This window comes from Halobacillus sp. Marseille-P3879, from assembly GCF_900240285.1.
In the GTDB taxonomy this organism is placed as follows: Bacteria; Bacillota; Bacilli; order Bacillales; family Halobacillaceae; genus Halobacillus_A.
On the sequence record NZ_OESS01000003.1, the window covers coordinates 564,637 to 576,254 of the forward strand.

Annotated in this window: 12 protein-coding genes and 2 riboswitches; of the genes, 11 read left to right on the plus strand and 1 reads right to left on the minus strand. The window is 44.2% G+C overall.

The window, feature by feature from the left end; all coding sequences use genetic code 11:
* Positions 1 to 64 precede the first annotated feature (64 nt).
* A riboswitch (purine riboswitch) is annotated at positions 65 to 166 on the plus strand.
* A gap of 244 nt (positions 167 to 410) precedes the next feature.
* Complete coding sequence (locus C1A12_RS17140) at positions 411 to 1,745, plus strand: NCS2 family permease (protein WP_101845789.1); 1,335 nt, start codon at positions 411 to 413, stop codon at positions 1,743 to 1,745.
* A 46-nt stretch (positions 1,746 to 1,791) separates the two neighbouring features.
* Here C1A12_RS17140 and C1A12_RS17145 read toward each other — a convergent pair whose 3' ends face one another.
* Positions 1,792 to 2,217 (minus strand): Hsp20/alpha crystallin family protein, encoded by a 426-nt coding sequence (locus tag C1A12_RS17145; protein WP_101845791.1) that lies wholly within the window; start codon positions 2,215 to 2,217, stop codon positions 1,792 to 1,794.
* A 182-nt stretch (positions 2,218 to 2,399) separates the two neighbouring features.
* Here C1A12_RS17145 and C1A12_RS17150 point away from each other — a divergent pair, with 182 nt between their 5' ends.
* From C1A12_RS17150 to purF, 10 genes are all read left to right on the plus strand, one after another.
* Positions 2,400 to 2,969, plus strand: coding sequence for a DUF2179 domain-containing protein (locus C1A12_RS17150; RefSeq protein WP_101845793.1), 570 nt, complete (start codon positions 2,400 to 2,402; stop codon positions 2,967 to 2,969).
* Positions 2,938 to 3,138 carry an NETI motif-containing protein gene (locus C1A12_RS17155; RefSeq protein WP_101845795.1) on the plus strand — a complete coding sequence of 67 codons (201 nt, stop codon included), beginning with the start codon at positions 2,938 to 2,940 and terminating at the stop codon, positions 3,136 to 3,138. The genes C1A12_RS17150 and C1A12_RS17155 overlap by 32 nt, the downstream gene beginning before the upstream one ends.
* Before the next feature lie 81 nt (positions 3,139 to 3,219).
* A riboswitch (purine riboswitch) is annotated at positions 3,220 to 3,320 on the plus strand.
* A 100-nt stretch (positions 3,321 to 3,420) separates the two neighbouring features.
* On the plus strand, positions 3,421 to 3,912 hold the full coding sequence (gene purE / locus C1A12_RS17160) for a 5-(carboxyamino)imidazole ribonucleotide mutase (protein WP_101845797.1): 492 nt from the start codon (positions 3,421 to 3,423) through the stop codon (positions 3,910 to 3,912).
* Positions 3,902 to 5,029 (plus strand): 5-(carboxyamino)imidazole ribonucleotide synthase, encoded by a 1,128-nt coding sequence (gene purK / locus C1A12_RS17165; RefSeq protein ID WP_101845799.1) that lies wholly within the window; start codon positions 3,902 to 3,904, stop codon positions 5,027 to 5,029. The genes purE and purK overlap by 11 nt, the downstream gene beginning before the upstream one ends.
* Before the next feature lie 18 nt (positions 5,030 to 5,047).
* Complete coding sequence (purB, locus tag C1A12_RS17170; RefSeq protein ID WP_101845801.1) at positions 5,048 to 6,343, plus strand: adenylosuccinate lyase; 1,296 nt, start codon at positions 5,048 to 5,050, stop codon at positions 6,341 to 6,343.
* 24 nt (positions 6,344 to 6,367) lie between these two features.
* Positions 6,368 to 7,090: a phosphoribosylaminoimidazolesuccinocarboxamide synthase gene (purC, locus tag C1A12_RS17175; protein WP_101845803.1), complete on the plus strand. Its 723-nt coding sequence runs from the start codon at positions 6,368 to 6,370 to the stop codon at positions 7,088 to 7,090.
* On the plus strand, positions 7,078 to 7,323 hold the full coding sequence (gene purS / locus C1A12_RS17180; RefSeq protein ID WP_101845805.1) for a phosphoribosylformylglycinamidine synthase subunit PurS: 246 nt from the start codon (positions 7,078 to 7,080) through the stop codon (positions 7,321 to 7,323). Before purC ends, purS begins: the two co-directional genes overlap by 13 nt.
* A complete protein-coding gene (gene purQ, locus C1A12_RS17185) occupies positions 7,324 to 8,007 on the plus strand; it encodes a phosphoribosylformylglycinamidine synthase subunit PurQ (RefSeq protein WP_101845807.1) in 684 nt (227 codons plus the stop codon).
* Entirely contained in the window at positions 7,991 to 10,219 is a 2,229-nt protein-coding gene (purL, locus tag C1A12_RS17190) for a phosphoribosylformylglycinamidine synthase subunit PurL (RefSeq protein ID WP_101845809.1), read from the plus strand. Before purQ ends, purL begins: the two co-directional genes overlap by 17 nt.
* The gene (purF, locus tag C1A12_RS17195; protein ID WP_101845811.1) at positions 10,195 to 11,607 is read left to right on the plus strand and encodes an amidophosphoribosyltransferase; all 1,413 of its coding nucleotides are present in this window, start codon (positions 10,195 to 10,197) and stop codon (positions 11,605 to 11,607) included. Before purL ends, purF begins: the two co-directional genes overlap by 25 nt.
* The last annotated feature ends 11 nt before the right edge of the window (positions 11,608 to 11,618 follow it).

Below are 11,618 nucleotides of genomic sequence, written 5' to 3' on the forward strand. Positions count from 1 at the left end.
TAAAATAGCCGAACGTTCGGATTTTAGGTTGACGAATTTTGTCGTCCTTAGTAAGATAAGAATGTAAAAAAAGTAGATAAACTGTCGTATAATTTTGGGGATATGGCCCATGAGTTTCTACCGGACTACCGTAAATGGTCTGACTACGTCAAGAAATAACCACACGTTTGAGCAGCGTGAGGTTCATTCTTTAGTAGTTCTGTGTAGAACGCACTCTTGGTCCCTGGCTGAGAGTGCGTTCTTTTTTCATTTAAAATAGGGCCCGCCGGCGCCGTCTCTTCAATACGATAGTTTTTTATACTTTTAAAAATGTTTAACTTTGGTAAAACAACAAAGTATAAAAACTACGACTTCCGCCATTGGACTTGGCGGTAATCCAAAGTTTTTCTAATAAAGGGGAGGAAAGAAAGATGAAGAAGTTTTTTAAGTTTGAGGAACACGGTACAAATTACCGCACAGAGTTCCTTGCAGGGATGACAACCTTCCTGGCTATGGCTTACATTTTATTCGTAAACCCGTCTACACTCGCTCTTACAGGAATAGATGAGCTGCCTGAAGGCGTAACACGGATTGATGAAGGAGCAGTATTTACAGCTACAGCTATAGCGGCTGCCATCGGAACCTTAATTATGGGAGTACTGGCCAAATACCCGATTGCACTGGCACCCGGCATGGGCTTGAACGCCTTTTTCGCCTACACAGTAGTGTTAGGCTATGGAATCCCGTGGGAAACAGCGTTAGCCGGCGTATTAGCTTCTGGACTTATTTTTATTGTATTAACATTAACAGGATTACGCCAAAAAATTATTAACTCAATTCCAGCTAATTTAAAACTGGCTGTCGGCGCAGGTATCGGACTGTTTATTGCTTTTATAGGTTTTCAAAACTCCGGGATTGTTCAGGGCAACGAAGATACCCTCGTAGCGCTTGGAGATCTTACGCAGTCGACAACCTTACTGGCCGTGTTTGGAATTGTGGTGTCGGTTATGCTGCTGGCACTGGGAATTAAAGGCGGTATATTTTACGGCATGATTATCACTGCAATTGCCGGAATGGTTACTGGATTAATTGCACCACCGACAGGGATGGGAGATATCGTAGGTCCAGCACCAAGCATGGAACCAACATTTGGAGCAGCTCTCACTCATTTTGGTGAAATTTTCACTATAGAAATGCTCGTCGTCATTCTAACATTCTTATTCGTTGATTTCTTCGATACAGCAGGTACACTTGTAGCCGTGGCCACACAGGCTGGTTACATGAAAGACAACAAGCTTCCACGCGCCGGCCGTGCTCTTTTTGCAGACTCAGCTGCTACTGTGGCCGGAGCTGTTGCCGGAACATCAACCACAACCTCTTATATTGAATCAACTGCTGGGGTTGGTGCAGGAGGGAGAACAGGATTTGCTTCTGTCGTTACAGCCGGATTCTTCCTGTTAGCTCTGTTCTTTTCACCGCTGTTATCTGTCGTCACAGCTGAAGTAACAGCACCCGCACTTATCATTGTCGGTGTACTCATGGCCTCTACCTTAAAGAACATTGATTGGGATCAATTTGAAATCGCTGTGCCCGCCTTCTTTACTATTGCAGCCATGCCGTTAACGTACAGCATCGCCACAGGAATTGCGATCGGGTTTATCTTTTATCCCATTACTCTTCTATTAAAAGGAAGAGGAAAAGAGATTCACCCGATTATGTATTTCTTATTTGTAATCTTCCTTCTCTACTTTATATTCTTAGCTTAAGCGCTATGCAGGACAGAAGAAAGGCCCTCATATAGAGGGCCGACTCTTATTCATCTTCAAGGTGACGGATCTTAATTGGTTTCTGGCGAGTAGAATCTGTAATAAATCGGTACAGCTGAATAATAAGAAGTCCATGTTTATACGTCGCTTCCATCTTATCGCTGCGAACAGGAAAAGGAAGGTCGATTGATCTCTCAAAGGCCCCTGTAGCAATCTCGGACTTCAGCTGGTGCCCGCCTCTGTGGTGGATGTCGATTGTTCCTTTCAAGGTCAGTGTTGCATGATCGACAAGAACATCCACGTTTTTAGGGTGGTTCATCCCTGGTATGTTCACTATACAAGTGACTTCGTTGTCGTATTGGTACACATTCATTTGGGGGATGGACGGTTTCATAAACCCTTCAAATTCACCCCAGAAATCCTGACCGAAGAAGCGGTCGAAGTTCTTTTTCCAGTCATCAAATTGTTTCATGTTTCATGACGACCTCCGTTCGACAAAAGTTTTGAAAATATCTTATTGTGCCACTAGGATATGATGGTATATAGTGTATGCAGATTGAGCGTTTGGGTGAATGTCCCGGCGTGCACCGTAAAACGTCATCTAATTGATTGTGCTTTTTCACGTGGCGGTGGAGGGGCATAGGAGGAGTACCCATGCTGGATAATACACTTGTTATGATCACGATTATCTTAGTTGTCAACATTGTTTATGTCTCGTTTTTTACACTGCGAATGATATTTACTTTAAAAGGTCAACGTTATTTCGCAGCCTTTATTAGTACGTTTGAGATTTTAATTTATATCATTGGCCTCGGATTAGTCCTTGATAACCTGAATGAAATCGAGAACGTAATTGCTTATGCGATCGGCTATGGCCTCGGTGTTATTGTTGGGATGAAGATCGAAGAGAAACTAGCTATTGGGTACACGACGGTGAATGTGATTTCCTCAGACCCTGATATAGAGTTTACGAGAATGCTGCGTGATAAAGGATATGGTGTAACGAGCTGGTATGCTTATGGGATGGAAGGTGATCGTTTGGCTATGCAGATCCTCACCCCTCGGAAATATGAGCTTCTGTTGTATGAAACGATTAAGTCAATTGACCCGAAAGCATTTATTATTGCGTATGAACCTAAACAAATCCATGGCGGATTCTGGGTGAAGCAAGTGAAGAAGGGAAGGATTCGCAATGCCCAAGAAGAACACCAGGAAGCGCTATGAAGTCGCTGAGAATGAAACAATTGACCAATGTTTGAACCGAATGAAGAAAGATGGATATATACCAGTACGACGTTCAGAGGAACCTGTTTTTCGTGAAACAATGGAAAACGGGGAAAAAAACTTCGAACCAGTAGGCAGAACGATCGTTTTTCATGCCGTTAAACAATAAACACGAACAATTTTTATTTATTTAATTTTAAATGTTCGTTATTTGCGTTGACAGAATGAATCAGATATTGCTATGATGAAATCAGAATTGCATATTCGACCTCATATAAGTCGGGAATAAGGCCCGAACGTTTCTACCTGGACACCGTAAATGTCCGGACTATGAGGGGAGACGAAGCAGTTGATTCATTTCTTGACACACGTGTGCCTGTTTATCTCCTCTCATACGAGGGGGATAAGCAGGCTTTTTTAATGGAACTATTCTAAGAAAAAGAGGGATTGTATGGCACAAGTTGGCGTGATCATGGGAAGTATTTCCGACTGGGAAACTATGAAACAGACATGCGGGATATTAGATGAACTGCAGATAGACTACGAAAAAGAAATAATATCAGCTCACCGCACCCCCGAAGACATGTTCACTTATGCTGAAGAAGCAAGAGCAAAAGGGTTGAAAGTGATCATTGCAGGAGCAGGAGGAGCAGCACACTTGCCAGGTATGGTTGCCGCAAAGACGACACTGCCTGTAATAGGGGTGCCTGTACAGTCAAAAGCATTAAGTGGAGTAGATTCGCTTTATTCGATCGCGCAAATGCCTGGAGGCGTTCCGGTAGCGACAGTCGCGATCGGATCTGCAGGCGCGAAAAATGCCGGTCTGCTTGCGGCTGAAATAATTGGTGCCTTTGACGACCAAATTGCAAACCAGCTTGATGAGTATCGCGATGACATGAGAAACAAAGTAGAAAAAATGCGAGGTGAGCTTCGTGACCAATAAAATTCTTCGACCAGGAGACACGATTGGAATACTTGGAGGCGGACAGCTTGGCAGGATGATGGCTGTAGCAGCTAAGCATATGGGTTATCGAATTGCCGTGCTTGATCCGGCAGAGGACTGCCCGTGCGCCCAGGTTGCCGATCATCATATTCAAGCTAAATATGATGATTTAGAAGCTGCTGAACAGTTAAGTGAAGCCAGTGATGTGATCACCTATGAATTTGAAAATGTAGATTTAGAGGTCGCCAGGCAATTCGAAGAAGCAGACAAGCTGCCACAGGGAGCCTTCTCCTTAGAAGTGACGCAGAACCGTGCAAAAGAAAAGGCTGTTGCCCTGGAAACGGGGCTACCTGTAGCGGAATATGAAATCGTTGAAACATTCGATGAGTTAAAGGAAGCTCTTCAGCATATAGGGGTTCCTTCGGTACTCAAAACTCTCAGTGGAGGATACGATGGTAAAGGGCAGCTCAAGTTTGAGTATGAAGAGGACGTCGCAAAAGCAAAAGAATTTATAAAAGAGGGCGGCCGTTACATTGTCGAAAAGTGGCTGGACTTTGATTTAGAAGTTTCCCAGGTATTCACAAGGGGACAAGACGGAGATATCAGTTATTTTCCAATTGGAGAAAACGTCCATCGCCATCAAATATTACATGAAACACGAGTGCCGGCCGGCGTGTCATCACAGGTTGAAAAAAAGGTTCAGGAAGCAGTGGCCGCGTTGGCTGAGCAAATGAGCATTGTTGGGACCTTTGCAGTAGAGCTGTTCGTAAAGGGTGAAGATATCTTCATTAACGAAATGGCACCGAGGCCACATAACTCGGGCCATTATACTATTGAAGCTTGCAGTGTTTCCCAGTTTGAACAGCACGTCAGAGCCATTTGCGGACTCCCGCTTCTGCCGGTATACAGCTTTCCTTCAGCAGTGATGATCAACGTGCTTGGTAAACACCGCGAGATTTTGTTAAGTAAGCTGGAGGAGTATCAAGGGATCCATCTCCATGATTATGGGAAGAAAGATGCTCGCACAAACAGAAAAATGGGACATCTGACCATTATCGGAGAAAATTTAAAAGAAATTGATGAAATTATAGCAGCTAATAACATTCATATGTGGTAATAACCGAGGAGGAAGACAATGATAGAACGATATACAAGACCTGAAATGGGAGCGATCTGGACAGAGGAAAACCGATATCAAGCATGGCTTGAAGTAGAACTGCTGGCTTGTGAGGCTTGGAGTGAGCTGGGAGTAATTCCTAAAGAAGACGTTGAAAAACTACGTGAGAAAGCATCGTTTAATGTTGAGCGTATTCATGAAATTGAAGCAGAGACGCGCCATGATGTGGTTGCATTTACACGCGCTGTTTCTGAAACAGTCGGGGAAGAACGAAAATGGGTGCACTACGGTTTAACTTCCACTGATGTGGTGGATACGGCACTTTCTTACCAATTAAAGCAGGCGAATGACATTATAAGAAAAGATCTCGTTCAATTTATCGAGATTCTGGCTGACAAAGCCCGTGAGCATAAACACACTGTAATGATGGGACGAACACATGGCGTCCATGCAGAACCAACAACATTCGGGTTGAAGCTCGCCCTTTATTATGAAGAAATGAAGCGGAACTTGGAACGTCTGGACTTAGCCATTAAGAATATTGAAGTAGGTAAGCTTTCAGGGGCTGTGGGAACCTATGCCAATATCGATCCTTTCGTTGAAGAATATGTGTGTAACAAGCTTGGACTGGAGGCGGCTCCTGTATCAACCCAAACTTTGCAGCGCGACCGTCACGCTCATTATGTATCGACGCTGGCTCTAATTGCGACTTCAATTGAGAAAATTGCTGTCGAAATCCGCGGTTTGCAAAAAACAGAGACCCGTGAAGTTGAAGAGTTTTTCGCTAAAGGACAGAAAGGATCCTCTGCCATGCCGCACAAACGTAATCCGATCGGTTCTGAGAATATGACAGGAATGGCGCGCGTACTTCGCGGAGAAATGCTTACAGCTTTTGAAAATGTTCCACTCTGGCATGAACGTGATATCTCTCACTCTTCTGCGGAACGGGTTATTCTGCCGGATGCGACAATCGCTCTTAACTACATGCTCAATAGGTTTAGTAATATCGTTAAAAACCTAACTGTCTTCCCTGACCGCATGCAGGAAAATATGGAGAAAACGTACGGACTTATCTTCTCCCAACGAGTATTGCTTACTTTAATTGATGAAGGTTTTGTTCGAGAGGAAGCTTATGATCTCGTGCAGCCAAAAGCCATGGAAGCCTGGGAACGAGGTATTCCGTTCCGGGAGCTGATCGAAGCGGATGATCGTATTACAACTGCATTGTCCACCGAACAGATTGATGCTTGCTTCGATTATAAGCATCATTTAAAGCAAGTTGACCGCATATTTGACCGTATCGGACTTTCATAAATCCAAAAAGGTGAGGTGTTCCCAATGAAAGGTTCTCTGTTATACGAAGGGAAAGCGAAAAGAGTCTATCATGTCAACGATCAGCCTGATCAGCTGATCTTATCCTATAAAAATGATGCTACCGCTTTTAACGGAAAGAAAAAAGATGAGTTTGAGGGGAAAGGCCGCCTCAACAATTTAATCACGTCAAAGATCTTTGAATATTTACACCAACAGAATCTGCATTCCCATTTTATAAAATCTCTTAATGATACCGAACAGCTTGTATCAAGGACAACGATTATACCTTTAGAAGTGGTCGTAAGAAATATTGCAGCAGGCAGTATAACAAGAAGACTCGGTATCGAAGAGAAATCTGATTTTAAACCGCCGATCGTTGAGCTTTTTTATAAAGAGGACGAGCTCGACGACCCTATTTTAAATGATCAGCATGCCCTCTATTTAACAGATGTGACAGAAGCTGAGCTGGAGTCGATCAAACAGAAGGCATTGAAAGTAAATGATTACTTGATCGATTTGTTTAAACAGGCAGACTTAAACCTTGTTGATTTCAAACTGGAGTTCGGACGGTTGGCAGACGGTTCGATAGTACTGGCTGATGAAATCTCCCCAGATACTTGCCGGCTTTGGGATAGAGAAACAGGAGAAAAAATGGATAAAGACGTGTTCCGTGAAAGCTTAGGTGACTTAATCTCAGTATACGAAAATATTTTACAACGACTGGAGGATAACTCATGCGCAAAGTAAAGATTTACATCACACTAAAAGAAGGTGTACTCGATCCACAAGGAAAGGCTGTACAAAACTCCTTACATTCATTGGAGTATAACAATGTTTCTGATGTGAGAGTAGGAAAGTATATGGAAGTTATGCTTGAGGATTCAAAGGATATAGAGCAGCAAGTGGATAAGATGTGTGACGAGCTGCTGGCCAATCCAGTCATTGAAGATTATTCCTATACGATCGAGGAGGTCGTTTAAGTGAAATTCGCTGTTGTTGTATTTCCAGGCTCAAATTGCGACCGGGACATGTATTTTGCGATAACAGAGGCCCTTGGACAAAAAGCAGATCTTGTCTGGTATCAGGAGGCTGATCTATCAAGCTATGATGCCATTCTATTACCAGGTGGATTCTCTTACGGAGATTATCTCCGATCCGGAGCTATTGCTTCTACCTCTTCTGTCATTCAACAAATCCGTGAAGCTGCTGAAGCAGGTAAACCGATTCTCGGTGTATGTAATGGATTTCAAGTTCTCCTTGAAATGGGACTGCTGCCAGGCGCCATGCTGCCGAACAAACATTTAAAGTTTATGTGTCATTATGAAACCTTAAAGGTAGAAAACACTAATACGATGTTTACTCACAGCTACGAGGGGCAGGAAGAAATTCAAATTCCGATTGCTCACGGAGATGGAAATTACTACTGTGATCCGGAAACTTACGAACAACTTGAAGCTAACAATCAAATCGTGTTTACGTATAAAAATAACCCAAACGGCTCTGTTGAAGATATTGCAGGCATCACTAATGAGCAAGGCAACGTCCTTGGTATGATGCCGCATCCCGAGCGTGCTGTCGACAACTTAGTGGGAACGACAGACGGACTGCGGTTATTCCAGTCGATCCTTACACATTGGAGGGATAAACATGCCATCAAAGCTTGAAATCAGCCCAGATCAAATCAAACAACAGCAACTCTATAAAGAAATGGGTTTAACGGATGAAGAGTTTCATTCCATCGAAAATATTCTCGGCCGTCTGCCTAATTATACAGAAACGGGTCTTTTTTCCGTTATGTGGTCCGAGCATTGCAGCTACAAGAATTCTAAACCTCTGCTAAGAAAGTTTCCTGTGGAGGGAGATCATGTTTTACAAGGACCGGGTGAAGGCGCTGGAATTATTGACATTGGCGACGAACAGGCCGTGGTATTTAAAGTGGAAAGCCATAACCACCCTTCCGCCGTTGAACCTTACCAGGGAGCTGCAACCGGTGTGGGAGGAATTTTGCGTGATGTGTTTTCCATGGGAGCGCGTCCAGTAGCACTATTAAATTCCCTGCGTTTCGGCTCATTAAAACATCCGCGTGTCAAATATTTGTTTGAAGAAGTCGTACACGGGATCGCAGGTTATGGAAACTGCGTAGGAGTCCCAACAGTAGGCGGAGAAGTCCAGTTTGACGATGCCTATAACGGCAACCCGCTCGTGAACGCGATGTGTGTGGGGTTAATCGAGCATAAGGATATTCAAAAAGGGATTGCTGCCGGGATTGGGAACACAGTGATGTATGCCGGTGCGAAAACAGGCAGAGACGGGATCCATGGAGCTACTTTTGCTTCTGAAGAACTTACGGAGGAATCTCAGGAAAAACGTCCTTCTGTACAGGTGGGAGACCCATTTATGGAAAAACTGCTCATTGAAGCTTGCTTAGAAGTGATTCACCACGATGCTCTTGTCGGCATACAAGACATGGGTGCAGCAGGTCTGACGTCATCTGCAAGTGAAATGGCCAGTAAAGCTGGAACAGGGATGCTGATGAATCTCGACTTAGTCCCGCAGCGCGAATTAAACATGACACCTTACGAGATGATGTTATCCGAATCACAGGAACGTATGCTGCTCGTCGTTGAAAAAGGGCGTGAAGATGAAATAGCTCAGGTATTCCGGAAATATGATCTTGAAGCGGTCTCAGTAGGTGAAGTTACAGATGACCAAAGATTCCGTCTCTCTCATCTGGGCGAAACCGTTGCTGATGTCCCGGTTGATTCATTAGCAGAGGATGCCCCTGTTTATCACAAGCCTTCTCGTGTACCTGCTTACTATGAAGAGTTCCAGGAGATGGATCGCTACGTACCTGTGGTGGAAAATCACGCAGAGACATTAAAGGAATTGCTGCAGCAGCCTACGATTGCCAGCAAAGAATGGGTTTACGACCAATACGATTCCATGGTACAGACGAACACCGTGGTTACGCCTGGTTCAGATGCAGCTGTATTACGTGTCCGTGGCACTGATAAGGCACTGGCGATGACAACAGATTGTAACTCTCGCTACATTTATCTTGACCCTGAAATCGGTGGTAAAATTGCTGTTGCAGAAGCTGCGCGCAACATTGTTTGTTCAGGTGCTAAACCGCTTGGAATTACAGACGGACTGAACTTTGGATCACCGGATAATCCAGAAATTTTCTGGCAGATGGAGAAGAGTGTAGAGGGCATGAGTGAAGCCTGCCGCCAGTTAAACACCCCTGTTATTAGTGGGAATGTGTCTCTATATAATGAATCGTTCGGTGGACAGGCGATCTATCCTACTCCTGTAGTTGGAATGGTAGGACTTGTTGAAGATACGAAGCATATTACTCAATCTCATATTAAAAATCCTGATGATTTAATCTATGTCATTGGTGAAACGCAGACTGAATTTGGTGGAAGCGAACTTCAAGGATTACAGGAAGGTCGTCATTTTGGCCAGGCGCCTGCTTTAGATTTACAAGTAGAAACAAAGCGTCAGCAGCAGCTTCTTGAAGCTATTCAGCAAGGTCTTATCCAATCTGCTCATGATATCGCAGAAGGTGGACTTGCCGTTGCTTTGGCAGAAAGTTTATTTGATGCCGGCCTTGGCTGTGAAGTCAAAGTAGAAGGTGATCTGACAACAAACTTATTCTCTGAAACTCAGTCCCGCTTTTTAGTTTCAATTAAGCCTGAAGATAAGGAAAGATTTGAACAACTGGTAGAGGATGCAAGTCTTCTTGGTAAAGCGACAGGGGATGGGGTGTACCGTATCCATTCACCTAAGCAGATCGTCGTGGAAGAGCAGACAAACGAATTAAAGCAACTTTGGAAAGGAGCTATTCCATGCTTGGTGAAATCAAAGGACTAAACGAAGAGTGCGGTATTTTTGGCGTTTTTAATCATCCAGAGTCAGCTCAGCTTACGTATTACGGACTTCATGCTCTTCAGCACCGTGGCCAGGAAGGTGCTGGAATCGTTACAAGTGACGGAGAGCATATGAAGGTAGCCAAAGGGCACGGTTTAATTTCGGAGGTGTTTCCGGAGAATCGTTTAAGCGATTTAGAAGGACACTCTTCCATTGGCCATGTCCGTTATGCAACTGCAGGAGACGGAAGCTATGAAAACATTCAGCCGCTTATGTTTCGTTCCCAAACGGGCGGTCTCGCCTTAGCCCATAACGGGAATCTCGTTAACGCCCATGCTTTAAAAGGCCAGCTTGAAGCTCAAGGCTCGATTTTACAGACGACTTCTGATACGGAGGTAGTTGCTCATCTCATTAAGCGGGCCGGCCATCTCCCTATGGATGAAGCAATCAGCCAGGCCCTGTCCATGATTAAGGGAGCTTATGCTTTTCTTATGATGACGGAAAATAAGATCTACGTTGCTAATGACCCACGAGGTCTTCGTCCTATTAGTATCGGCTACCTTGGGGATGCATGGTGTGTTTCTTCTGAAACATGTGCATTCGATGTAATTGGAGCCACTTATGAGCGCGAAGTACTGCCGGGAGAACTGCTGATCATCGATGAGAACGGCATTGAATCCAAACGTTTTTCAGCACCTATACAGCGTACGTTGTGCTCTATGGAGTATGTTTATTTTTCTCGCCCTGACAGTAACCTTGACGGGAAGAATGTTCATGCTGCCAGAAAACGCATGGGGAAATCTCTTGCTGCAGAAGCTCCAGTAGAAGCTGATGTCGTTACAGGAGTTCCGGACTCCAGTATTTCTGCGGCTATTGGATTTGCAGAGGCTTCCGGTATTCCTTATGAACTCGGACTCATAAAAAACCGTTACGTTGGACGGACCTTTATCCAGCCCTCACAGGAACTGCGTGAACAAGGTGTGAAAATGAAGCTCTCCGCTGTAAGAGGTATTGTAGAAGGAAAACGAGTGGTTATGGTGGATGATTCAATTGTTCGTGGAACAACGAGCCGCCGGATTGTAAAGATGTTAAAAGAAGCCGGTGCTAAGGAAGTGCACGTTCGTATTGCATCACCTCCAATCAAAAACCCTTGTTATTATGGAATCGATACGTCAACCAGCGGTGAACTTATTGCAGCGAACAACACAGTTAAGGAGATCGAGGAGCAGATTGGTGCCGACAGCCTTTATTATTTAACAGTCGAAGGTTTAAATGATGCCATTTATCAGGGAGAAGAATCATTAAATCATGGTGGCTGTGCTGCTTGTTTCACAGGTAATTACCCTACAGAAATTTATCCAAACACCGCTTTACCATATGAAAAAGCGTAAGCAGAAGGAGG